Below are 23,708 nucleotides of genomic sequence, written 5' to 3'. Positions count from 1 at the left end.
CTCTCCCGCGTTCGCACGCGCGGCGACGTCAGTCGTCGTCCGCGCCGTTGTCGCTGTTGTCCGGGTCGGCCGGAGCCGCCATCGCCACACGAAGATCCGAGATCTCCTTCTCGAAGTCCTCGATCGAGGAGAAAGAGCGGTACACGCTCGCGAACCGCAGATACGCCACGGCGTCCAGTTCACGGAGCGGGCCGAGGATGGCCAGCCCCACCTCGTGGCTCGGAATCTCCGCGACGCCGGCCGACCGGATCGACTCCTCGACCCGCTGAGCCAGCTGCTGCAGCGCGTCGTCGTCGACCGGCCTGCCCTGGCAGGCGCGGCGCACTCCCCGAACCACCTTCTCGCGACTGAACTGCTCGGTGACCCCGGACCGCTTGACGACGGCGAGCACCATCGTCTCCGAGGTGGTGAACCGGCGACCGCACTTCGAGCACGACCTGCGCCGCCGGATCGCCTGGCCCTCATCCACCTCTCGGGAGTCGACGACCCGGGAATCCGCATGCCGGCAGAACGGGCAACGCATCCGCCGATCAACTCCCTTCACGTGGGCTCCGCGCCGGTATCCGCATGGTCAGGGCCACGCCGCCCTGGTGATCGTCATGTGGATACCTGGTGGGTGAACACCGGCGAGCTGTGGACAGCTGTGGACAACTGCCTGCGATTCTACCCCAACCTGTGGACCAACTACACACATGTAACTACTACATGTTGGGGTCGACCTTAGAAGGCGCAGGGGGCCCGCGCAAGCGACACGACACGGTGAAGGACGTGATGTTCGGCCCGCGACGAGGGCGTTCCAGAATGTCACGAGGTTCCGCGATCACCCGCGCGGGTCACCCTCGCCCGGGTCCGCCCGTGTCCGCCGGTGACGGACGCGTCCTCGCGCCGTGCGACGCGGACACGCGTGCACAGATCGCGGACACGCGTGCACAGACCGCGGACACGCGCGTCAGGGCTGATGCGGCACGAGGAGGGGCACCCCGGGCGACACGTCCGGGCCGGAGAGACCGTTGAGGGCCTCGATCCGCTGGACGACGGCTTCCGGGTCGCTGCCCGGCGCGTGCCGGGCGGCGACGTCCCAGAGCGTGTCGCCGGGCGCCACCGTCACCAGCGCCGTCCGCTCCGGCACCCGCTCGGCCCCGGCGCCCGAGACACCCTCCGCGAGCAGCCCCAGACCGATCACGAGCCCGGCGACGGCCAGCGCCAGCAGCACCAGCCACGGCCACCGGCGCGGCTCCGGCCGGGCCGGGCACGACGCCACCGGCGCCGGTACGCGGCCGGCCACCACCCGCGCCCTCGTCGGCGGCCGCGTCGCCTCTCCCCTCCTGCGGCGCCCCGGCCGGTGTGGCGCGGCGACCTCGCCCGGCACCGTGCGTGCCCGTCGGACCTGACCGGCCTCCCGGTACAGCAGAACCGACATCGGAACCTCCTCGCGGTGGTGTTCGCCGCCGCACGGCGAGTCGAACACGCGTTCTATCGAACGTCCGTGCGAATATGTACCACCAGGGACCGACAAAATCGAGAGCCTCCCGGCGTGTCGATCGAACAGACGTTTGAAATCGCCGGTGCCGCGGGCTAGCGTCGGCAGCGAGAGGACGAACCGGAGGCACCCGCGCACGGCGGGTGACGGCAGGGCCCCGGGCACGGAGCACGGAGCAGACCGGGCACGGCAGGCGGCCGGCCCACGACTGGGAGGCGACGCAGTGGCAGGCAACGGCAGGGACGACGCCGTGGACGCCGTGGATGTCGGCAACGTCGGCGACGCGGGCGGCAGGGTGCACACCCTTCCCGAGATCGAGGACCCCGACGAGAGCCTGACCCCGCGCCAGCGCCAGGTGCTCGACGTGATCCGGAACTGGGTGGACCAGTACGGCTACCCGCCGAGCGTCAGGGAGATCGGTGAGGCCGTGGGGCTCACCTCGACGTCCTCGGTGTCGCACCAGCTGCGCGCTCTGCAGAAGAAGGGCTACCTGCGGAGGGATGCCAACCGCCCGCGCGCCGTCGGTGTCCTGCCGTCCGACCTGGACCGGGCAGGCCAGGCCGATGTCGAGGCCGCCCAGCTGCCCAAGCCCGCGTTCGTGCCGTTGGTCGGGCGCATCGCGGCGGGCGGGCCCGTGCTGGCGGAGGAGGCGATCGAGGACGTGTTCCCGCTGCCGAAGGACATCGTCGGCGAGGGCGAGGTCTTCCTGCTCAGCGTCACCGGCGACTCGATGATCGACGCCGCCATCACCGACGGCGACTGGGTGGTGGTCCGTCAGCAGCCCACCGCCGAGAACGGCGACATCGTGGCCGCGATGATCGAGGGTGAGGCGACCGTCAAGACGTTCAAACGCAAGGACGGCCACGTCTGGCTGATGCCGCAGAACGAGGCCTACGACCCGATCCCCGGTGACGAGGCGACCGTGCTCGGCAAGGTGGTCGCCGTCCTGCGCAGGCTCTGACCGCCCGCCGGGCGGGTCAGCGCCTGCGGCGCAGGCGGTCGATGCCGAACACGAGCACGGCGGCGACGAACACCGCCACCGCGATCCCGGGCAGCACCGGCAGGCCCTCCCGGCCGTCCTCGCCGTCGGGCTCCGCGGTGCCCGGGCTCGGGCCACCGTCGCCGCCCTCCCGGGAGGCGTCCGGACGGTCCTGGGACGCGGCCGAAACCAGCCCCGCCGCGCCCGGCACGGCGCGGATCGGAGTGCCGACCCCCTCGCTGGCCGACAGCAGCGTCCCGTCCCGCTCGAACGCGATGGCCTCCCCCTGCGGCTCGTGCGGCAGCGGTACGCGGACCGGCTGCTGCCGCAGCGCCGCGACGACGTCCCCGTCCGGCACCGGGTAGAGGTAGGCGTCGGTGTAGGTGCGCACGGCGACGACGCTGCCGTCCGGCATCGTCGCGGCGCCGGTGACCAGCACCGAACCGGCGCCGCCCAGCGGTCCGCCCGGCGTGTCCGTCGCCGTCAGCCGCAGCGTGCCGACCCGTTCCAGCGGCGTGGGGCCCGGGCTGCTCAGCTCGCGCGCGGGCCGGTACACGCCGGAGTCGCCGAGCATGTTCTTCGTGATGACGTACGGCGTCCCGGCCGGGTCGAGCAGCAGTGCCTCGGCGTCGTGCGGCCCGTCCGGGTAGGTGAGCCGGTACAGCACGGAACCGCCACCCGGGTCGAAGGCGTGCAGGGCCACGGTGTCGCGGTCCCTGTCGTTGTCCCCCGTGTCGCCGAGCCAGAGCGTGCCGTCCCCGGCCAGGGCCAGGTCCTCGACGTCGTACGGGTCGGTGGGGTCGGTGAGCACGTCGCGGACCGCGCAGTCGCGTCCCAGCGCGAACACCTCGAGCCTGCTGCCGCCGTCGTTGACGGCGTACCAGCCGTCGCCGGTGGTGACCAGGCCGGACAGTTCGGCCAGGCGCTCGTCGCCGACGGTGCACACCGGTTCCGGGGCGGGTACCTCCGCCAGGGCGGCGGGTGTCCCGCCCAGCGATCCGGCGAGCACCACCACCGCGATCAGCCACCCGCGTACGCGCGATCCCACGATCGTCACCGTAGCCGCCCGAAGCGGGCGGGCGCCCGCGTGTCCGCAGGCGCCCGCCCGGGCCCGCCTATGCCGACGTGCCGTTGGTGGCGTAGCCGCGCAGGGCGGCCGCCAGCTCGGGGTGCACGCGAGCCTGCAGCCGCGTGCCCTCGGGCGTGTGCTCCTCGCCGAGGACCTCGCCGTCGGCGTGTGCCCTGGCCACCAGCTCACCGCGGGTGTACGGCACGAGCGCGTCGACGACGACCTCCGGCCGGGGCAGGCGGTCCGCGATCTCCCTGACGAGCGCGCCGACACCCGCACCGGTGCGCGCGGACACCACGAACGCCCCCGGCAGCAGGTGCCGGAGCCGGGCCAGCGCCACCTCGTCGGCGGCGTCGGCCTTGTTGATGACGATCAGCTCGGGCGGCAGCGGCTCGCTGCGCCGCTTGCCGATCTCGGCCAGCACCTCGCGGACGGCGTTGACCTGGTCCTCCGGCGCCGGATCCGAGCCGTCGACGACGTGCAGCAACAGGTCGGCGTCGGCGGCCTCGTCCAGGGTCGAGCGGAACGCCTCGACGATCTGGTGCGGCAGGTGCCGCACGAAGCCCACCGTGTCGGTCAGCGTGTACGTGCGGCCGTCGGGCGTCGCCGAGCGCCGGGTGGTGGGGTCGAGGGTGGCGAACAGCGCGTCCTCGACCAGCACGCCCGCACCGGTGACGGCGTTGAGCAGGCTCGACTTGCCCGCGTTGGTGTAGCCGACGATCGCGACGCTGGGCACCTCGCGGGCCAGCCTGCGCCCGCGCTTGGTCTCGCGGATGGTGTTCATCGCGGCGATCTCCCTGCGGAGCTTGGCGATCCGCTTGTTGATCCGCCGCCGGTCGGTCTCCAGCTTCGTCTCACCGGGACCGCGCAGGCCGACGCCGCCACCGGCACCGCCGGCACGGCCACCGGCCTGCCGGGACAGCGACGTGCCCCAGCCCCGCAGCCGCGGGAGCAGGTACTGCAGCTGGGCCAGCTCGACCTGCGCCTTGCCCTCCTTGGACCGGGCGTGCTGGGCGAAGATGTCGAGGATCAGCGCGGTCCGGTCGATGACCTTGACCTTGAGCTTGTCCTCCAGCTGGCGCAGCTGGCCCGGCGACAGCTCGCCGTCGCAGATCACCGTGTCGGCACCGGTCGCGCGCACGACGTCGGCCAGCTCCCGCACCTTGCCCGCGCCGATGTAGGTGGCCGGGTCCGGGCGGTTCCGGCGCTGGACGAGCCCCTCCAGCACCTCGGAGCCCGCGGTCTCGGCGAGCCGGGCGAGCTCGGCGAGCGACGCCTCGGACTGGGCGGCGGTGCCGTCGGTCCAGACGCCCACGAGCACCACGCGCTCCAGCCGGAGCTGCCGGTACTCGACCTCGGAGATGTCGGCGAGTTCGGTGGAAAGGCCCGCGACCCTGCGCAGCGAGGCGCGTTCGTCGAGCTCCAGCTCGCCCTGGGAAGGCTCGACGTCGAAGCCGCGGAGGGCGTCGTCGAGCACGTCGTCGTGTGTCAGTTCTGTCATCTTGTCTCCATCGTCCCACGACTCGTGGGCTCGGCCGAGCGATTAACGGCTCGGATACATCGCGATGTACACGGCCGTGGGTTCGGCGCCGGGGTGCACGGGCTCGGCACCGAACTCGTCCAGCAGCTCCTGCAGCCGGCCGCGCAAGGCCACCAGCCGTTCGGGTGGCACCCGCGCCACCAGCCGCCACTGGTCCAGCTCGGCCGGGTCGGTCTCGGCGACCTCGGTGAGGTAGGCCTCCAGCACCGCCTCGCCGAGCCGCTGCCGCGCCGGCGCGTGGTCCAGGTGCCAGGACACCCCGGTGGAGCGGTACGGGATCTCCTTCGCGCCCCGGTTTCCCCTGCGCGCGGGCTGCGGCTCGAGGAAGCCCGTCTCGACGAGCTTGCGCACGTGGTGGAGGGTCGTCGCCGGGTCGCGGCCCAGCCGCTCGGCGATCTCCTTGTTGGTCAGGGCCTCCGGATAGGTCAACCGGATGATGCGCAGCCGTATTCCGGACGCCAGCGCGTTCGCCTCCGCCTCGGTGGCCGTCCGCCTTCGTGCCATCACGCCAGCGTAGACCCGAGATCGGTTGACCCTTTCCCATCACGTGGCCAGACTGGGGCCGGTGCACCATGACCCGCGCGGCCACGGGGAGACCATGGACACGCCGTCGGCCAACGCCGAAGCCGAGGCCGCGTGGAACGGCGAGTACGGCGAGTTCTGGGCCGAGCACGCCGACCGGTTCGACGCGTTCCTCGCGGGCTTCCACCCGCGCTTCCTCGCCGCCGCGGGGATCGGGCCCGGCGAGCGGGTGCTCGACATCGGCTGCGGCAACGGGCAGGCCACGCTGGACGCCGCCCGCCTCGCGGGATCCGGATCCGCGCTCGGGGTGGACCTGTCCGCGCCGATGCTGGCCGTGGCGCGGCGGCGGGCGACCGACCGGGGCGTCGGCAACGCGGAGTTCCTGCGCGCGGACGCCCAGGTGCACCCCTTCCCGCCCGCGCACGCCGACGTGGCGATCAGCCGCACCGGCGCGATGTTCTTCGCCGATCCAGTGGCGGCCTTCGGCAACCTCGCGCGGGCACTGCGTCCCGGCGGGAGGCTGGTCCTGCTGGTGTGGCAGGACGACGAGCGCAACGAGTGGATGGGCGGGCTGACGCGGACGCTGTGCGGGGACCGGCCGGTGCCGCGGCCGCCCGCGGACGCGCCGGATGCGCGTTCCCTGGCCGATCCCGGCCGCGTCCGCGCGGTGCTGACCGCGGCCGGGTTCACCGACGTGGCGGTCGACGACCTCACGGCGCCGGTGCGCCTCGGCGACGATCCGGAGTCGGCGCGACGGTTCGCGCTGGGGCTGGGCAACGTGCGCTCCGTGCTGGCCCGCCTCGACGAGAACGACCAGCCCGCCGCACACGATCGGCTGCGGGAGTCGATCGCCGCGCACACCGGGCCGGACGGCGTGCGCTACGCCGCGGCGGCCTGGCTCGTGCGGGCGCGGCGGCGTTAGCCCGCGCGCCACCAGGACTCGTCCAGCTCGCCGCGCGCGACGAACTCGGCGGGCCCGGTGAGTGTCGAACCGTCCCGCCCGACCGTGACGGAGACCCGCCCCCCCGGAATGTCCACTGTGGCGGATCCGGCGTCGCTGCCGTCAAGGTGCAGCACGGCCGCGACCGCGGCGACGGTGCCGGTGCCGCACGACCTGGTCTCCCCGACGCCCCGTTCGTGCACGCGCATCCGCAGCTCGCCGTCGGCGAGCACGTTGACGAACTCGAGGTTGACCCCCTCGGGGAACGAGTCGGTGTCGAAGCACGGCTGGTCACGCAGGTCGAGGGAGGCCACGTCGTCGTCCAAAGTGGACACCAAGTGCGGGTTGCCGACATCGACGGCGACCCCGGACAGCTCGCGGCCGCCGACGACGGTCACCGACGTTCCGGTGATCCTGGCCAGTCCCATCTGGACGGTGACCGAACGGTCGGGGTGCACCCGGACGAGCCGGTCGCCCGCCCTGCTGCCGACGACGAACTCGGTGCCGGTCTCCAGCCCGGCCTCGGCGAGGTACCGGGCGAACACCCGCATTCCGTTGCCGCACATCTCGGCGACCGAGCCGTCCGCGTTGCGGTAGTCCATGAACCACTCCCCCTCGCTGGGGAGACCGAGGGCGGCCGAGCGCACGACGCGGAGCACGCCGTCGGCACCGAGCCCGCGTTGCCGGTCGCAGAGCGCCGCGACCCGGTCGGGCGTCAGGTCCAGCAGGCCCGCCGCGTCGGGCAGCAGCACGAAGTCGTTCTGTGTGCCATGCCCCTTCAGGAACTCGATACCACCCATGCACCCAACATTACGGGCCGAGCTCGGCGAGCACCCGGTCGGCCAGCCGTTCGGTCGCGCCGTCGAACCACCGGATCCGGCCGTCGCGCCGGAACCACGAGCGCTGCCTGCGCACGAAGCGCCGCGTGGCCCGCGCGGTGGCCGCGGCGGCCTCGGCGAGGTCGTCCTCGGAGCCGCCCGCGTCGAGGGCCGCGAGCACCTGCTGGTAGCCGAGCGCACGCGACGCGGTCCTGCCCTCCCGCAGGCCCCGGCGCTCCAGCTCACGGACCTCGTCGACGAGCCCGGCCTGGAACATCCAGCCGACCCGGCGGTTCACCCGCTCGTCGAGCTCATCCACGGCGCGGTCCACCCCGACGAGCACCGTGCCGTACCTCGGCTCGCCGGGGCGGGGCAGGTGGGCCGAGAACGGCTCGCCGGTGATCTCGATGACCTCCAGCGCGCGCACGATCCGCCGCACGTTGGACGGCAGGATCGCCTCGGCGGCGGCCGGGTCGAGCTCGGCGAGCCGCGCGTGCATCGCCCCGGCCCCGCGCTCGTCCGCCTCCTCCTGCAGCGCCGCGCGCACGTCCGGATCGGTGCCGGGGAACCGGAGGTCGTCGAGCACCGCCTGGACGTACAGCCCGGAGCCGCCGACCAGCACCGGCACGGTGCCCGCCGCGAGCAACCGTTCCACGCACTCCCGGGCCTGCCGCTGGTAGGCGGCCACCGACGCGGTCTCGGTGACGTCGAGGACATCGAGCAGGTGGTGCGGCACCCCCCTGCGCTCCCCGGGCGTGGCCTTCGCGGTGCCGATGTCCATGCCCCGGTACAGCTGCATGGCGTCGGCGTTGACGACCTCACCGCCGAGCGCGCGGGCCACCTCGACGCCGAGCGCGGTCTTGCCGGTCGCGGTCGGCCCCACCACGGCCACGGGCCGGATCATCGCCGCTCCCACACGGCCACGTGGTAGGCGACCCCGAACGGGGCGGCGGAGTACAGCAGTTCACCCCGCCAGCCCGGCCACCGCCGCGCGAGCCCGGCCAGCACCTGCCACGGCGCCCGCCCGGCCGCGCCGAGCTCGGCGGCGAGGTCCGGGTCGAGGGCCAGCAGCGTCTCGGCGTCCGCCCCGGCGAGCGCGGAGGCGACCTTCGCGTCGAAGTCGGCGGCGCGCCCGTCCTGAAACCCGGGCGCGCGGGGACCGTGGCAGTTCGCGCCGTCGCCGAGCACCAGCAGCCCGGTCTCGGTGTCCCGCCGGGCCAGCTCGGCGCCCAGCTCGGCGCACTCGGCCGGGCTCGCGGCCGGGGCCACCGGCTCCACCCGCACCGAATCGGCGCCGGCGCGGGCGCGCAGCCAGCCCGCCACCAGGACGGGCAGCGGCAGGTCGGCGGGCGCACCGGCACCGTGCCCGGCAGAGAGCGTGACGGGCACGTCGACCCCGTAGCCGCGGAAGGAGCCTGCCGACTCCGGGCCGAAGCGGTGCCCGCCCTCCCCCGCGGCGACGGCGACCCAGTCACGGCTGACCTGCGCGAGCCGGGCGACGGCGGCCAGCGTGGCCTCGCGAACCGGCCCGGTCGAATCGACCCGGCCGGGCACCAGTTCGGGCACCAGCAGGGGAGGATGGGGTACCACGGCCACTCGCGTGATCACGCGTTCCGAGGTTACCCGGCACGGTCGGCGTGGTACCGAACGAGGCACGGAGTACCGAGAAACGCGCTGACCTGTTTGAATGCGGCCAGGCAAACGCACCGCAACACCCGGCCCCGCCCGCGCGCGGGGCGCCCGCACGGCGGGCCGACAGGTAGAAGGAGCCGGCAATGGCCGAGCAGAACACTCCGAACGGCACCGAGGTCCCGGCGCCGAACCAGGTGCCCCACGCCCAGGCCGGCGCGGCGCACGCCGCCCCGCCGGTGCCGGCGGCGGAGCCGCAGCCGTCGCGCTGGGGCCGGGTCGACAGCGACGGCACCGTCTACGTGCGCACCCCGGACGGGGAGCGGGTGGTCGGCGAGTGGCGGGCGGGCACGCCGGAGGAGGGGCTCGTGCACTTCGCCCGCCGCTTCGACGACCTGCGCACCGAGGTCGAGCTCCTCCAGACGCGCCTGACCTCCGGCGCGGGCGACCCCAAGCAGGCGCTGAGCAGTGCCGTCCACCTGCGCGACGGGCTCGCCGACGCGGCCGTCGTCGGCGACGTCGAGGCGTTGCGCGCCAGGGTGGAGCACGTGATCGCGCACGCGGAGCGGGTGCTGGCGCAGGTCAAGGAGGAGCGTGAGCAGGCACGCGCCGCCGCGGTCGCCAGGAAGCAGGAGCTCGCCGAGGAGGCGGAGCGGATCGCCGCCGAGTCCACCCAGTGGAAGGTGGCGGGTGACCGGTTGCGGGCCATCCTCGACGAGTGGAAGACGATCAAGGGCGTCGACCGCAAGACCGACGACGAGCTGTGGAAGCGGTTCTCCAAGGCCAGGGAGTCGTTCAACCGCCGCCGGGGCTCGCACTTCGCGGAGCTGGACAAGCAGCGCGCCGCGGCGAAGCAGCGCAAGGAGGAGCTGATCGCGGAGGCCGAGTCGCTGTCCGACTCCACCGACTGGGGGCCCACGGCGGGGCGGTACAAGGAGCTCATGGCCGAGTGGAAGGCCGCGGGCCGCGCCCCCAAGGACGCCGACGACAAGCTGTGGCAGCGGTTCCGGGCCGCGCAGGACGCGTTCTTCGCCCGGCGTTCCGCGGCGTTCTCCGAGCGTGACGCCGAGTTCGCCGAGAACGCCGCGCGCAAGGAGGAGCTGCTGGTCGAGGCCGAGAAGATCGACCCGGCCGCGAACCTGGAGGCGGCGAAGTCGCAGCTGCGCAGGATCCAGGAGCGCTGGGACGAGATCGGCAAGGTTCCCCGCGAGCGCATCCGCGAGCTCGACGGCAGGCTCAAGGCCGTGCAGGACCGCGTGCGCTCCGCCGAGGACTCGAAGTGGCGGCGCACCGACCCGGAGGCGCAGGCGAGGGCCGCGCAGTTCCGGGAGCGCGTCGAGCAGCTGGAGAGCCAGGCGGAGAAGGCGCGCGCGGCGGGCGACGAGCGGCGCGCCAGGAAGGCCGAGGAGCAGGCCGCCCAGTGGCGCGAGTGGATGGAGGCCGCCGAGCGGGCCGTCGCCGACCGCTGACCCGCGTGTCCGCGGACAGTGTACGCGTGTCCGCGTCGTGCGACGCGGACACGCGTACACAGATGGCGGACACGGCTCGCGCGTCCCGCGCGGCGGGCCCGACGACGGTGCCGAGCACGCGGCCGAGCGGGTCCCTGCGCGCGTTCATGCGCCCGGGTACAGCGTGTAGGCGGGGAAGTTGCCCGGAAGCCGCTCGCCGGGCGGGCCGTCCGTCACGGCGCGCACGAGCAGCTCGCCGCCGACGAACGCCCCGCGCCAGGACGCTCCCGCCCCGCCGAAGACCTCGTCCCGGTCGCCCCGGGACCGAGGACGGTTGATGCCCACCTTGAACGCGCGGAGGTCGGCGGCCAGCCGCTGCGCGGTCGACTCGTCGTCGCACGCGAGCGACGCCACCAGCGCGCCGTTGCTCGCGTTCATCGCCGAGAGCAGCTCCGCCTCCGTGTCGACGAGGACGATCGTGTCGACCGGGCCGAACGGCTCCGCGTGGTGCAGCGGCGAGCTGGCCGGCGGGTCGAGGATCGCCACCGGCGCGAAGTACGCCGACGTCTGCTGGCCGGGCAGGAACCGGCCCGCGGCCAGGTCGCCCTGGTACAGCGGGACTCCTCCCCTGCCGACGGCGTCGGCGACGGTGTCGCACAGCTCCTTGGCCTTGGCGTCGTTGATGAGCGGGCCGAAGTCGAGCTCCGGCAGCGGGTCCTCCGGCGCGGCGACGGCGAGCGGGTGCCCGAACGTCAGGTCCCGCACCACCGGCAGGTACGCGGAGAGGAACTCGTCGAACAGCCGCCGCTGCACCACGTACCTCGGGTAGGCGGTACAGCGCTGCTTGCCGTACTCGAACGACGCGCGGACGTGCCCGGCGAACGTGTCCCAGTCGCCGAACTCCCAGATGCCCCAGCAGTTGAGGCCCTCCTGTTCGAGGATGTGCCGCGTGCCGGTGGCGACCAGGTCCGCGGCCACGGCGCCGCCGGTGTGCCGCCCGCCGACGAAGGCGACGCACCCGATGATGTCCGACCGCACCAGCGCGGCCGACAGCTCGGGCCCGCTGCCGCTGATCAGGGTCAGCGGCAGGCCGTGCCGCGCGGCGAGCGCGGTGGCGAGCGTCAGGCAGGCCACCCCGCCGTCGGTGGGCGCCTTCGCGATCGCGGCGTTGCCCGCCAGCGCCTGCACCAGCATGGCGTGCATGAGCACGCTCATCGGGTAGTTCCAGCTCGCGATGTTGCTGACCGGCCCGCGCAGCGGGCGGCGGTCCGCCAGCATCCCGTCGATCTGCTCCAGGTACCACCGCACGCCGTCGAGGCAGCGGTCGACGTCGGCGGTCGCGGACCGCCATGTCTTGCCGATCTCCCACACCAGCAGCAACGCGAGCAGGTCGCGGTGCCCGGCGAGATCGTCCAGGGCGGCGGCGATGCGGATGCGGCGTTCGGTGAGCGGAGCGAACGACCACGTGCGGTGCTCGTTGAGGCTCGCCCGCACCGCCTTGGCCGCGGCCACCGCATCGACCATCGGCGGGCCGGCGATCTCGGTGCCGTCGACGGGCGACACCGCGGGGACCGGAGTGCCCTCGCGCCGCCAGCGGCCGCCCCAGAAGTTGAGCAGCCGGTCGTCCTCGAACGCCTCGGGCGCGGCGGCCCGCGCCCGCGCGTACACCGTCGCCCATTCGGTGCCCGGTTTGACCATCAGCTCCGCCGGGGTCACCGCCCACCTCCGGCGGCGGCCGCCGGCGCCGCCGCGGTGGCACTGACGCCGGTGTTGAGCAGGTCGGTGAGGGCGTTGACGACGCGCAGGGTGGGCACCGCGACCTCGGCCAGCTCGGCCAGCTCGACGACGGCCTTCAGCAGCGCGTCCAGCTCGAGCGGCTTGCCCTTCTCCAGGTCCTGCAGCGTGGACGTCTTGTGCTCGCCGGTGCGCTCGGCGCCGGCGAGCCTGCGCTCGATCGACACGTCCGGGTGCACGCCGAGCGCGGCGGCGACGTCGAGCGTCTCGCGCATCATCTCCACCACGAGCGCGCGGGTGTCGCCGTGCCGGCAGATCGCGGCCATCGTGGCCCTGGCGAGCGCGCTGATGGGGTTGAACGCGATGTTGCCCATCAGCTTGACCCAGATGTCGTTGCGCAGGTCGGCCTCGACGGGGCACTTGAGCCCGCCCGCGATCATGGCCTGGGAGAACTCGGTGCAGCGGCGGGAGATCGTGCCGTCGGGCTCCCCGATGGACAGTCGCGTGCCCTCGAGGTGCCGGATCACGCCGGGCGCCGCGATCTCCGTGGCCGCGTAGACCACGCAGCCGATGGCCCGCTCCGGCGGCATCACCGCGCTGACCGCGCCGCCGGGGTCGACGCTGTCGATGCGCTTGCCCTCGAACGGGCCGGGCACGCCGTGGAAGTACCACCACGGGATGCCGTTCTGCGCGGCGATCAGCGAGGTGTCGTCCTTCAGCAGCGGGTCCAGCAACGGCCCGGCGGCGGCGTACTGGTTGGCCTTGAGTCCGAGGAAGACGTGGTCGACGGGGCCGACCTCGGCCGGGTCGTCCGTGGCGAAGGGCCGCGCCGAGAAGTCCCCGCGCGGGCTCTCGACCCGCACTCCCGACTCCCGGATGGCCTGCAGATGGGCGCCGCGGGCGATGAGTGAGACCTCGACTCCCGCGCGGTGGAGGCTGGCGCCGACATACGCGCCGATGGCGCCGGCACCGAGAACAGCAACCTTCACGTCGACTCCGTTCTTGGCCGTTCTTGCGTCAGCTCGATGGCGAATTGCCTGCTCGCAGCGGGGAGACGGATCGCGTCCTCGGAGAACTTCACTTGCGAGCAATGTGTATGCAGTATACGGTATGGCGAGCTCCGGTCAACGGGTGCGAAGCCGGGAGGCGCCGATGGACGACGTGCGGGAATGGACCTCCGCCCTGTGCTCGGACCTGGATCTGGACCCGGGCGAACTCGACCCCGGGCTCGTCCTCGCCATGGCCCGTGACGTGGGCCGCGTGGTGGCGAAGCCCGCGGCTCCCCTCACCGTCTACCTCGTCGGAATGGCCGTCGCGCGGGGCCTGCCGCCCGCCGAGGCGGCCCGGCGGCTCGGCGAGCTGACCCAGCGCTGGCCCCGGATCGACTGGCGCGACTGAACCTCTGGACAACGCGTTGATCGAGGTCCACGATAACTCCATATGGTATGCAGTATGCGGTAGCCAGAGAGCCACTGTGGTGGACAGGTTCTAAGGAGATGACGACGCACATGGGGCAGATGGCCAAGACAGAACCGGCAAGCGACGGCCAGCCGAGCGCGCCGGTCGCGACCGAGGGCGAACCTCAGCTGATCTCCGGTGGTCACCTGGTGGCGAAGGCGCTCAAGGCCGAGGGCGTCGACGTGATCTTCACGCTGTGCGGCGGCCACATCATCGACATCTACGACGGCTGCGTCGACGAGGGCATCGACGTCATCGACGTACGGCACGAGCAGGTGGCCGCGCACGCGGCCGACGGCTACGCCCGCGTCACCGGGAAACCGGGCTGCGCCGTGGTCACCGCGGGACCGGGCACCACCGACGCGGTGACCGGCGTCGCGAACGCGCTGCGCGCGGAGAGCCCGATGCTGCTCATCGGCGGCCAGGGCTCGCTCAGCCAGCACAAGATGGGCTCACTGCAGGACCTGCCGCACGTCGACATGATGACCCCGATCACCAAGTTCGCGGCGAGTGTCCCGGCCACCGAGCGGGTCGCGGACATCGTGTCGATGGCGTTCCGCGAGTGCTACCACGGCGCACCGGGACCGTCGTTCCTCGAGATCCCCCGCGACGTGCTGGACGCCAAGGTGCCGGTGGAGAGGGCCCGGATCCCGAAGGCGGGCGCCTACCGCGCGTCCACCCGCAACGCGGGCGACCCCGAGGCCATCGAGCGCCTTGCCGACCTCGTGGTGCAGGCCGAGAAGCCGTGTGTCCTGCTGGGCAGCCAGGTGTGGACCTGCCGCGCCACCGACGCGGCCATCGAGTTCGTCCGCACGCTCAACGTGCCCGCGTTCATGAACGGCTCCGGCCGCGGCACGCTCCCGCCGAAGGACCCCCACCACCTGCAGCTGGCCCGGCGCTACGCCTTCCAGAACGCCGACCTGATCATCATCGTCGGCACGCCGTTCGACTTCCGCATGGGCTATGGCAAGCGGCTCTCCCCCGACGCCACCGTGGTGCAGATCGACCTGGACTACCGCACGGTGGGCAAGAACCGCGACGTCGACCTCGGCATCGTCGGTGACGCGGGCCTGGTCCTTTCCGGGGTCACGCAGGCAGCCTCCGGCCGGATCGACAACGGGGCCGTCGGCCGCAAGGCGTGGCTGGAGGAGCTGCGCGCCGTCGAGAACCAGGCCTACGAGAAGCGGCTGCCCCGCCAGCACTCGGACGCCAGTCCCATCGACCCGTACCGGCTGGTGCACGAGATCAACGAGTTCCTCACCGAGGACTCGATCTACATCGGCGACGGCGGCGACATCGTCACCTTCTCCGGCCAGGTCGTGCAGCCGAAGGCACCCGGCCACTGGATGGACCCGGGTCCACTCGGGACACTCGGCGTCGGCATCCCGTTCGTCATGGCCGCGAAGTACGCGCGTCCCGACAAGGAGATCGTCTGCCTGCTCGGTGACGGCGCTTTCAGCCTCACCGGCTGGGACTTCGAGACGCTGGTCCGCTTCGACCTCCCGTTCGTCGGGATCGTGGGCAACAACTCGTCGATGAACCAGATCCGCTACGGGCAGATCCAGAAGTACGGGGACGACCGGGGCCGCGTCGGCAACACGCTCGGCGACGTCCCCTACGGCGAGTTCGCCCGCATGCTCGGCGGCTACGGCGAGGATGTGCGCGACCCCGCCGACATCCGGCCCGCGCTGGAGCGGGCGCGCGAGTCCGGCAAGCCCTCACTGATCAACGTGTGGGTGGACCCGGAGGTCTACGCGCCGGGAACGATGAACCAGACCATGTACAAGTGAGGGGCTCGCACCATGGGTAAAGCACTCGAGGGTGTCCGCGTTCTCGACATGACGCACGTCCAGTCCGGACCCTCCGCGACGCAGATCCTGGCCTGGCTTGGCGCGGACGTGGTCAAGATCGAGGCGCCGACCGGTGACATCACACGCAAACAGCTCCGCGATCTGCCCGATGTGGACAGTCTCTACTTCACGATGCTGAACTGCAACAAGCGCAGCATCACGCTCAACATGAAGAGCGAAGAGGGCAAGCGGATATTCACGGAGATGCTGCCGAAGTTCGACATCCTGGCCGAGAACTTCGGCCCCGGCGCGATCGACCGGATGGGCTTCACCTGGGACCGCCTGCAGGCGATCAACCCCAGGCTGATCTACGCCTCGATCAAGGGCTTCGGCGAGGGCCCCTACACGCACTACAAGGCCTACGAGGTCGTGGCGCAGGCGATGGGCGGTTCGATGAGCACCACCGGGTTCGAGGACGGGCCGCCGCTCGCGACCGGTGCGCAGATCGGCGACTCCGGCACCGGGATCCACACGGTCGCCGGCATTCTCGCCGCCCTCTACCAGCGCGAGCACACCGGGCGCGGCCAGCGCGTCTCCGTCGCCATGCAGCACGCGGTGCTCAACCTGTGCCGCGTCAAGCTGCGCGACCAGCAGCGGCTCGCCCACGGCCCGCTCGCCGAGTACCCCAACGAGGAGTTCGGCGACACCGTCCCGCGCTCCGGCAACGCGTCCGGCGGCGGCCAGCCCGGCTGGGCCGTGAAGTGCGCGCCCGGCGGACCCAACGACTACATCTACGTGATCGTGCAGCCCGTCGGCTGGGAACCCATCACCAAGCTCATCGGCAGGCCCGAGCTGGCCGACGACCCGGAGTGGGCGACGCCCGAGGCCCGGCTGGACAAACTGGACAAGATGTTCCAGCTCATCGAGGAGTGGAGCATCGGCCACAACAAGTGGGACGTGCTCGCGAAGCTCAACGAACACAACATTCCGTGCGGCCCGGTGCTTTCCACGAAGGAGATCATCGAGGACGCCTCGCTGGTGGCCAACGAGATGGTCGTGAACGTCGACCACCCGCAGCGCGGCGAGTTCAAGACCGTCGGCTGCCCGATCAAGCTGTCGGACTCCAGTGTCGACGTCCACCGCTCCCCGCTGCTGGGTGAGCACAACGAGGACATCTACGTGCGCGAGCTCGGCCTGGACGAGGCCCGGTTCGCCGAGCTCAAGGCGAATGGAGTGATCTGAGGCATGGCTGCACCGGACAAGGCCGCCGTCCGCGAGGTCCTGGACAAGGTCCGCGCGGAGGGCAGGGACGCGCTGACCGCGCCCGAGGGCAAGCGGGTCGCCGACGCCTACGGCATTCCCACCCCGCGCGAGGGCCTGGCCACCACCGCCGACGAGGCGGCCAGGCTGGCCGGCGAGATCGGCAAGGCCGTGGTCTGCAAGATCGTGTCCCCGGACATCCTGCACAAGACCGAGGCCGGAGGCGTCGTGGTCGGCGTCGAGGGACCGGACCAGGCCAGGGAGGCGTTCGACAAGATCGTCGCCAACGCCAGGGCGTACCAGGCCGACGCGGCCATCACCGGCGTCCAGGTCCAGGAGATGGTGAGCGGCGGCCACGAGGTCATCATCGGCGCCACCACCGACCCGACGTTCGGCAAGGTCGTCGCCTTCGGCCTCGGCGGCGTCCTCGTCGAAGTGCTCAAGGACGTGACGTTCCGGCTGGCGCCCCTGGACGAGGCCGAGGCGCGTTCGATGCTCGACGGCATCGAGGCCGCCGAGGTGCTCAAGGGCGCCCGCGGCGCCGAGCCCGCGGACGCCGCCGCGCTCGCCGCCACCATCCAGCGGGTCTCGCAGCTGGTCACCGACTTCCCGGAGATCCGCGAGTTCGACCTCAACCCGGTCTTCGCCTCCGCGAGCGGGGCGATGGCCGCCGACATCCGGATCCTGGTGGAGACGGGCGAGGTGAGCGAGCCGGTGCGGCCGTCGCAGGAGGAGATCCTGCGGGTGATGGACCGGCTGATGAACCCGAGGTCGGTCGCCGTCGTCGGCGCCTCCGAACAGGAGGGCAAGATCGGCAACTCGGTGATGAAGAACCTGATCAACGGCGGCTACCAAGGCGAGATCTACCCGATCAACCCGAAGGCCGACGAGGTCCTCGGGCGCAAGTCCTACGCGTCGGTCACCGACATCCCCGGCGAGGTCGACGTCGCGGTGTTCGCGATCCCGGCCAAGTTCGTGCCCGACTCGCTCACCGCGTGCGGCGAGAAGGGCGTGTCCGCCGCCGTGATGATCCCGTCCGGCTTCGCCGAGACCGGCAACCACGAGCTCCAGGAGGAGATCGTGGACATCGCCCGCCGCTACGGCATCCGGATGCTCGGCCCGAACATCTACGGCTACTACTACACGCCGCAGAACCTGTGCGCCACGTTCTGCACGCCCTACGACGTGAAGGGCGGCGTCGCGCTCACCTCCCAGAGCGGCGGCATCGGCATGGCGATCCTGGGCTTCGCCAGGACCAGCAAGATGGGTGTCTCGGCCATCGTCGGCCTCGGCAACAAGTCCGATGTGGACGAGGACGACCTGCTGACGTACTTCGAGCAGGACGACAACACGCAGGCCGTCGCGATGCACCTGGAGGACCTCAAGGACGGCAGGGCGTTCGTCGAGACCGCGAAGCGGATGACGAAGAAGAAGCCGGTCGTGGTGCTCAAGGCGGGCCGCACGGCGCTCGGTGCCCGCGCCGCCAGCTCGCACACCGGTGCGCTCGCCGGCGACGACAAGGTGTACGACGACATCCTGCGCCAGGCGGGCGTGGTCCGCGCGCCGGGACTGAACGAGATGCTGGAGTACGCGCGCGGCCTGCCGCTGCTGCCGACCCCGCAGGGCGAGAACGTCGTGATCATCACCGGGGCGGGCGGCTCGGGCGTGCTGCTGTCCGACGCTTGTGTGGAGGCCGGACTGTCCCTGATGGACATCCCACCCGACCTCGACGAGGCGTTCCGGCGCTACATCCCGCCGTTCGGCGCGGCGGGCAACCCGATCGACATCACCGGTGGCGAGCCGCCTTCGACGTACGAGGCGACGATCCGCCTCGGCCTGGAGGATCCCCGCATCCACGCGCTGATCCTGGGCTACTGGCACACGATCGTGACGCCGCCGATGGTGTTCGCGGAGCTCACCGCCCGCGTGGTGGAGGAGGCCCGCGCGAAGGGCATCGACAAGCCGGTCGTGGCGTCGCTGGCCGGCGACACCGAGGTCGAGAAGGCCAGCGACTACCTGTTCGAGCACCGGATCGTCGCGTACCCGTACACCACCGAACGGCCGGTCGCCGTCCTCGGCGCCAAGTACCACTGGGCGAGGGCGGCCGGCCTGCTCGGCTGATGGCCGTCGGGCGGGGAACGTGCTAGAACACCGTTCCCCGCCCACGACCATCCACCAGCTCACAGGGGGCAGCCACATCGAAAACTGGAGGTCCAATGGTGGATTCTTCGAAAGTTCCCGTCTCGGGGTCCCCCGGCGGCGACGCCGGGGCCGGTACGGGCGAATCAGAACGGGTGTGGCGAGCCGGCCGGCTCGATCCCATGCCGATCCGCAAGCTGCCGGAAGCACCACCCGCCATCCACCTGCTGGGCCCGACGGTCTTCCTGGTCGCGCTGGGTGTCGGCATGGGCGAGTCCTACATGTGGCCCAGGCTCGTCCTGGTGTTCGGCCCCGAGATCCGGTGGCTGTTCCTCATCGGTGTCACGTTGCAGGCCATGGTCATGCTGGAGATGGCCAGGTACGCGATGGCCACCGGCGAGAGCATCTTCGCGGGCGCCGCACGCGTGTTCAAACCGATGATGTGGTTCTTCTTCATCGTGGCGATACTCGTCTACATCTGGCCAGGGCACCTCTCGGCCGGAGCCGCGGCGTTCGAGGAGATCACCGGCATACCGTGGCTGGTCACCGCGTGCGTGGGGCTCGTGCTCGTGGGTGTCGTGTTCAGCCTCGCCAGGGTGATCTACGACCTGCTGGAGAACGTGCTGTCGGTGCTGATCGGTGTGCTGGTGGTGGGCACAGCGATCATCGCGTCACTCGTCGGCAGCTGGTCGGACCTGACGAGCACGCTGACCGGCATGTTCGCCTTCGGCTACTTCCCGTCCGAGGCCCTGTCCAGCACGTGGTTCCCGATCGTGGTGGGCTCGATCGCGTTCGCGGGCCCGTCCGGCATGCAGCAGATGTGGTACACGCTCCACCTGCGGGACAGCGGCGCGGGCATGGGCGCCCACGTGCCGAAGATCCGCGGTCTGCGGCACGCGGGTGAGCAGGAGGAGATGCCCGCTCGTGGCTTCATGTTCGACACCGACGACGCCGACGAGATGAAGAAGTGGAAGGGCTGGCGGCGCTGGGTCACCTTCGACGCGCTGCTGCTCTTCTGGGGCATCACGATGCTGGTGACGATCTCGTTCACCGTGCTCGCGCAGGCGGCGGCACGGGAGAACCCGAACGTCAAGACGCTGATCGAGGGCGGTGACCGGGACGCGGCCCTGTCCGCCATGTCCGACTCGTTCGCCGCGGTCGGCGGACCGGTCCTCGGCGGCCTGTTCTTCGGTTTCATCGCGCTGATCGGTCTCAACGCGACGCTCGGCCTGTTCGACTCGTTCTCCCGGGGACAGGCGGACATGACGTACTTCTTCGTCAAGGGCGCGCGCCGCTTCAAGATGTCGCACCTCTACGCCGGGTTCCTCTGGGGTGTGATCGTTTTCGGCATCCTGATCCTGCTGTTCGGTCCGGCGGACGGGCCCGCGGGTGTGCTCGACATCCTCGCGTTCCTGTCCACGTTCGCCATGGGCGCGTACTGCGTCGTCCTGCTGCTGGTGAACAACCGGATGCTGCCCAAGCCGATCCGTCCGAAGTGGTGGCAGAACGCCATCATCGGCTTCGGTGCGGTGTTCTACCTCGGCATGCTGTTCTACAGCCTGGCCCGGTTCGGCGTGGTCGTGAGCTAGATGGACACGACACGCCTGCTCCGGCTCGGCGAACTCGCCCTTCCCGGGTTCGTCGTAGGACTCATCGCCGGCGCGGTCGCCGGTGGGCTGGCCGGTCTCGTCGGCCAGCCCACCGGCTGGGCGCTGGTGAGCATGCTGACCCTGGGTCTCCCGCTGGCCCTGTTGGGCGGCGGGTACGGCCTGCTCGCCGCCCATCGCAAGGTCCGGATCGGCGGGTTCGCCCCCGCGGCGCTGTTCTGGCTGGTGGGGTTCCCGCTGGCCCGGGTGCTGCACGAGGTGCTGTCGCGGCTGATCCTGGTCGGCGAACCGGGCCTGCCACCCGACCCGCTCGGCTTCCTCGCCTACCAGGGGCTGGTCAGCGCGGGCTTCGCCATCGGGTTCCTGTGGCTGCACGAGCGCCTGGCGCCGCGCTGGTGGCGGCGGGTCGCACCGCGCAACCCCGTGGCCGCGGACGTGTACTCCGCCTACGCCGCCCACGCCAAGCGCGTCTTCGAGCAGCGGGAGGCGCGCAGGCGGGCCCGCAGGCAGCAGCGGGACCCGGCCGCGCGGCCCGCACCGGGTGGCAAGGCCAAGGCCAAGGCCAAGGCCAAGGCCGCGCCACGCTGATCACCGCCGACCGCCTCCCGCAGTGAAGGCCACCTTCGCTGCGCTCACCGCAGTGAAGGTGGCCTTCACTGCCAGTTCGCCCTGGAGTGAGATCGACGATGAACATCCCCGTATGGGCCTGGCTGGTGACCGTCACCAGCCTCTGCGCCCTGATCTGTTTCGACTTCTACCTGGTCTCCCGGAACCCACGGCATCCGTCGATGCGCGAGTGCGTCATCTGGGTGTCGTGCTACGTCTCGCTCGCCGTGCTGTTCGGCGTCGGCGTGCTGGTGTTCGCGGGACCGCGGTACGGCGGCGAGTTCTTCGCCGGATGGATCACGGAGTACTCGCTGTCGGTGGACAACCTCTTCGTCTTCGTGATCATCATGTCGAGCTTCCTGGTGCCCCGGGAGTACCGGCAGAAGGTGCTGCTCATCGGCATCGTGATCGCGCTGCTGCTGCGCGGCGTGTTCATCGCCGTCGGCGCCGAGGCGATCAGCAGGTTCGACTGGCTGTTCTACGTCTTCGGCGCCTTCCTGCTCTACACGGCGTGGAAACTGCTCGCCCACTCCAACGACGACGAGGACGAGTTCAAGGAGAACGCGGCCCTGCGGCTGGCCAAGCGCTTCCTCCCGGCGACGGACTCCTACGACGGGGCGAAGCTCACCACCCGCATCGACGGGCGGCGCCTCGTCACGCCGATGCTCATCGTCATGATCGCCATCGGCACCACCGACCTGTTGTTCGCGCTGGACTCCATTCCCGCGATCTTCGGCCTCACCAAGGAGCCGTACCTGGTGTTCACCGCGAACGCGTTCGCGTTGATGGGCTTGCGGCAGCTGTTCTTCCTGCTCGGCGGCCTGCTCGACCGGCTCGTCTACCTCAGCGTCGGGCTGGCCGTGGTGCTGGGCTTCATCGGTCTCAAGCTGATCTCCGAAACCCTGCACCACCACGGGGTCTCCTGGGCCCCGGAGGTCCCGATCCTCGCCTCGCTCGGGTTCATCGTGGGCACGCTGGCCGTCACGACGGTCGCCAGCCTCCTCAAGTCCCGCCGGGACGCCCGGCGTGCCGCGGAGGAACCGGAGCTCGACGAGCGGGACGTCGCCGGGGCGCAGGCGGACTGAACTGGCTTCGTCGGCAGTTCAGCCCTCCATCACCCACTCTGGCGGCGTCAGGACGACGTCGTGGTACGACGCGGCTCGGCGGCGCGGCCCCGCAGGAAGTCCTCGACCTCCGCGGTGGCCCGCTGCCGGGCCTGGTCCTGCGCCGTGGCCAGGCCGACGCCGACCATCCGGCCGTCGGCGTTGAAGCCACGCGGCTTGTCGGCCAGCGACTTCAGGAACTGCTTCCAGGTGCGCATCACTCATTCACCTCCTCGTGGACGTGTTCATTCGTGCCTGCCGGCGTCGTCGCCGGCAGGTGTGTGCGGGCATCAGCGACTCACGGCCCTCGCCTCGTCGCGGGGCCGGAGCCGGGGGAACGGGTCGCTAGACGCGGGGTGCGGCCCGGCGCCGTCGGGTCCGTACCTGGGCCGGCTGCTCGTCCGGTTCGGGGTTCTCCGCCCGCTGCTCCAGGTAGGAATGCCGGGTACGTTCGGTGTGCTCGCGCATGATCTGGGCGGCCGTCTCCGCGTCACCGCGTTCGATGGCGTCGACCAGCCTGCCGTGCTCCTCCCACGACCGGGCGCCGCGATTGCGGGCGATCGGCGTGTAGTACCACCGCACGCGCCGGTCCACCTGGGACACGAAGTCCAGGAGCACCCGGTTGCCGGAGAGCTCGGTGACACAGCGGTGCAGTTCCGCGTTGGCGGCGACCATGCCGTCGACGTCGTCGGACGCGAGCGCCGCCTCGCCCTCGGCGCAGAGCTTGCGCAACCGGGCGATCCCGTCCGCGTCGGCGTTCAGCGCGGCCAGCCGGGCCGACTCGCCCTCGAGCACCGCCCGGACGGCGAGCAGCTGGTCGACCTCCGCGTCGGTGGGCGCGTGGACGAACGCACCGTAACCGGGCCGCAGGTCCACCCAGCCCTCGGAGTTGAGCAGCTGCAACGCCTCGCGGATCGGCTGCCGCGACACGCCGAGCATCTCGGCGAGCTCGCTCTCGACGAGGTGCTGGCCCGGTGCGAGCTGCCGCGAGATGATCAGCTCCTGCATGGCCTGGTAGACACGCTCACGCAGGGGAACCGGTCGATCGATACGTCGGGCAGACGTCTGCTGCGGCAACTCGGTCGACGGCATGTTTTACTCCAAATGTCGGGCGGCCCGTGCGTCACCGGCCACGTGCGTCGGCAGTTGGTCGACTGCCTACAGCATACAATGAGCGATAAACCCGTACCCGGTGATGCCTGTCACTACAGCGAGTGACATTTGACCCTGTTCTCTTGTCCATTCGGCCGAGGAATAGACGTCCCCCGAGGTCGCCAAACCTCGACTTCTGCATACAGAATACTGTATGCTCACGCTGGTGACGATGTCAGTTGCGACACACCGGCGTCGCCGGGGAGAAGGGTGGCGGAGTTGGATCTGTACGAGTACCAGGCGAGGGACCTCTTCGCCGCGCACGGCGTTCCCGTGCTCGACGGCCAGGTGGCCGGGACGCCCGACGAGGCGGCGGCCATCTCCGAGCGGCTCGGCCGCGTCGTGGTCAAGGCTCAGGTGAAGACGGGTGGCCGGGGTAAGGCCGGTGGGGTGAAGCTGGCGCAGGATCCGGTTGAGGCTCGGGAGCGGGCTGA

At 71.5% G+C, this 23,708-nt stretch carries 23 protein-coding genes; 11 read left to right on the top strand and 12 right to left on the bottom strand.

Annotated elements, in window-relative coordinates; genetic code table 11:
• Positions 1–28: 28 nt before the first annotated feature.
• Both nrdR and B0I33_RS29985 read right to left on the bottom strand, forming a co-directional pair.
• A complete protein-coding gene (gene nrdR / locus B0I33_RS17425; RefSeq protein WP_106179867.1) occupies positions 29–523 on the bottom strand; it encodes a transcriptional regulator NrdR in 495 nt (164 codons plus the stop codon).
• 426 nt (positions 524–949) lie between these two features.
• Complete coding sequence (locus B0I33_RS29985) at positions 950–1,420, bottom strand: LysM peptidoglycan-binding domain-containing protein (RefSeq protein WP_181193337.1); 471 nt, start codon at positions 1,418–1,420, stop codon at positions 950–952.
• 319 nt (positions 1,421–1,739) lie between these two features.
• On the opposite strand from B0I33_RS29985, the gene lexA reads away from it, so the two are divergent.
• The gene (gene lexA, locus B0I33_RS17415; RefSeq protein WP_425440492.1) at positions 1,740–2,441 is read left to right on the top strand and encodes a transcriptional repressor LexA; all 702 of its coding nucleotides are present in this window, start codon (positions 1,740–1,742) and stop codon (positions 2,439–2,441) included.
• A 16-nt stretch (positions 2,442–2,457) separates the two neighbouring features.
• On the opposite strand, the gene B0I33_RS17410 is transcribed toward lexA, so the two are convergent.
• The 3 genes from B0I33_RS17410 to B0I33_RS17400 all read right to left on the bottom strand — a co-directional run bounded on the left by B0I33_RS17410 (position 2,458) and on the right by B0I33_RS17400 (position 5,575).
• Positions 2,458–3,507 carry a hypothetical protein gene (locus tag B0I33_RS17410; protein ID WP_245900781.1) on the bottom strand — a complete coding sequence of 350 codons (1,050 nt, stop codon included), beginning with the start codon at positions 3,505–3,507 and terminating at the stop codon, positions 2,458–2,460.
• Positions 3,508–3,574: 67 nt separating this feature from the next.
• On the bottom strand, positions 3,575–5,029 hold the full coding sequence (gene hflX, locus B0I33_RS17405; protein ID WP_106179866.1) for a GTPase HflX: 1,455 nt from the start codon (positions 5,027–5,029) through the stop codon (positions 3,575–3,577).
• Positions 5,030–5,071: 42 nt separating this feature from the next.
• On the bottom strand, positions 5,072–5,575 hold the full coding sequence (locus B0I33_RS17400; RefSeq protein WP_245900779.1) for an ArsR/SmtB family transcription factor: 504 nt from the start codon (positions 5,573–5,575) through the stop codon (positions 5,072–5,074).
• A 58-nt stretch (positions 5,576–5,633) separates the two neighbouring features.
• Between B0I33_RS17400 and B0I33_RS17395 the strand changes: the two genes are divergently transcribed.
• Positions 5,634–6,512, top strand: coding sequence for a class I SAM-dependent methyltransferase (locus B0I33_RS17395; protein ID WP_245900777.1), 879 nt, complete (start codon positions 5,634–5,636; stop codon positions 6,510–6,512).
• Here the strand turns inward: B0I33_RS17395 and dapF are convergent.
• The 3 genes from dapF to B0I33_RS17380 are packed head-to-tail and all read right to left on the bottom strand — an operon-like array spanning position 6,509 to position 8,956.
• Entirely contained in the window at positions 6,509–7,330 is an 822-nt protein-coding gene (gene dapF / locus B0I33_RS17390) for a diaminopimelate epimerase (protein ID WP_106179863.1), read from the bottom strand. The genes B0I33_RS17395 and dapF overlap by 4 nt on opposite strands.
• 10 nt (positions 7,331–7,340) lie before the next feature.
• On the bottom strand, positions 7,341–8,252 hold the full coding sequence (gene miaA / locus B0I33_RS17385; protein ID WP_106180152.1) for a tRNA (adenosine(37)-N6)-dimethylallyltransferase MiaA: 912 nt from the start codon (positions 8,250–8,252) through the stop codon (positions 7,341–7,343).
• On the bottom strand, positions 8,249–8,956 hold the full coding sequence (locus B0I33_RS17380) for a class III extradiol dioxygenase subunit B-like domain-containing protein (protein ID WP_106179862.1): 708 nt from the start codon (positions 8,954–8,956) through the stop codon (positions 8,249–8,251). The genes miaA and B0I33_RS17380 overlap by 4 nt, the downstream gene beginning before the upstream one ends.
• A gap of 167 nt (positions 8,957–9,123) precedes the next feature.
• Here B0I33_RS17380 and B0I33_RS17375 point away from each other — a divergent pair, with 167 nt between their 5' ends.
• Positions 9,124–10,446, top strand: coding sequence for a DUF349 domain-containing protein (locus B0I33_RS17375; RefSeq protein ID WP_106179861.1), 1,323 nt, complete (start codon positions 9,124–9,126; stop codon positions 10,444–10,446).
• A 144-nt stretch (positions 10,447–10,590) separates the two neighbouring features.
• Here the strand turns inward: B0I33_RS17375 and B0I33_RS17370 are convergent, their stop codons facing one another.
• Together B0I33_RS17370 and B0I33_RS17365 are read right to left on the bottom strand one after the other, a co-directional pair.
• On the bottom strand, positions 10,591–12,141 hold the full coding sequence (locus tag B0I33_RS17370) for an aldehyde dehydrogenase family protein (protein WP_245900775.1): 1,551 nt from the start codon (positions 12,139–12,141) through the stop codon (positions 10,591–10,593).
• Positions 12,138–13,148, bottom strand: a complete 1,011-nt coding sequence (locus B0I33_RS17365; protein ID WP_106179860.1) for a 2-dehydropantoate 2-reductase — start codon at positions 13,146–13,148, stop codon at positions 12,138–12,140. Before B0I33_RS17365 ends, B0I33_RS17370 begins: the two co-directional genes overlap by 4 nt.
• A 163-nt stretch (positions 13,149–13,311) precedes the next feature.
• Between B0I33_RS17365 and B0I33_RS17360 the strand changes: the two genes are divergently transcribed.
• The 7 genes from B0I33_RS17360 (at position 13,312) to B0I33_RS17330 (ending at position 22,104) form a co-directional block, all read left to right on the top strand.
• Positions 13,312–13,557 (top strand): DUF6457 domain-containing protein, encoded by a 246-nt coding sequence (locus tag B0I33_RS17360; protein ID WP_106179859.1) that lies wholly within the window; start codon positions 13,312–13,314, stop codon positions 13,555–13,557.
• 119 nt (positions 13,558–13,676) lie between these two features.
• Positions 13,677–15,407: a thiamine pyrophosphate-binding protein gene (locus tag B0I33_RS17355; protein WP_106180150.1), complete on the top strand. Its 1,731-nt coding sequence runs from the start codon at positions 13,677–13,679 to the stop codon at positions 15,405–15,407.
• Between the two features lie 12 nt (positions 15,408–15,419).
• Entirely contained in the window at positions 15,420–16,649 is a 1,230-nt protein-coding gene (gene frc, locus B0I33_RS17350; RefSeq protein ID WP_106179858.1) for a formyl-CoA transferase, read from the top strand.
• A 3-nt stretch (positions 16,650–16,652) separates the two neighbouring features.
• Positions 16,653–18,788: an acetate--CoA ligase family protein gene (locus B0I33_RS17345; RefSeq protein ID WP_106179857.1), complete on the top strand. Its 2,136-nt coding sequence runs from the start codon at positions 16,653–16,655 to the stop codon at positions 18,786–18,788.
• 200 nt (positions 18,789–18,988) lie between these two features.
• Positions 18,989–20,395 (top strand): Nramp family divalent metal transporter, encoded by a 1,407-nt coding sequence (locus B0I33_RS17340; protein ID WP_106179856.1) that lies wholly within the window; start codon positions 18,989–18,991, stop codon positions 20,393–20,395.
• A complete protein-coding gene (locus tag B0I33_RS17335) occupies positions 20,396–21,001 on the top strand; it encodes a hypothetical protein (protein ID WP_219927207.1) in 606 nt (201 codons plus the stop codon).
• Positions 21,002–21,099: 98 nt separating this feature from the next.
• The gene (locus B0I33_RS17330) at positions 21,100–22,104 is read left to right on the top strand and encodes a TerC family protein (RefSeq protein WP_106179855.1); all 1,005 of its coding nucleotides are present in this window, start codon (positions 21,100–21,102) and stop codon (positions 22,102–22,104) included.
• Positions 22,105–22,151: 47 nt separating this feature from the next.
• Here B0I33_RS17330 and B0I33_RS17325 read toward each other — a convergent pair whose 3' ends face one another.
• A complete protein-coding gene (locus B0I33_RS17325) occupies positions 22,152–22,340 on the bottom strand; it encodes a hypothetical protein (RefSeq protein WP_106179854.1) in 189 nt (62 codons plus the stop codon).
• A 127-nt stretch (positions 22,341–22,467) separates the two neighbouring features.
• A complete protein-coding gene (locus tag B0I33_RS17320; protein ID WP_106179853.1) occupies positions 22,468–23,214 on the bottom strand; it encodes a GntR family transcriptional regulator in 747 nt (248 codons plus the stop codon).
• A gap of 279 nt (positions 23,215–23,493) precedes the next feature.
• Between B0I33_RS17320 and B0I33_RS17315 the strand changes: the two genes are divergently transcribed.
• Positions 23,494–23,708 (top strand): ATP-grasp domain-containing protein (locus tag B0I33_RS17315; RefSeq protein ID WP_181193365.1); only part of this gene is annotated, 215 nt, incomplete at its 3' end.

This window comes from Prauserella shujinwangii (assembly GCF_003001955.1).
Lineage (GTDB): Bacteria > Actinomycetota > Actinomycetes > Mycobacteriales > Pseudonocardiaceae > Qaidamihabitans > Qaidamihabitans shujinwangii.
Note: the sequence above shows the minus strand (reverse complement) of the source record. Positions and strands in the feature narration are given on the sequence as shown.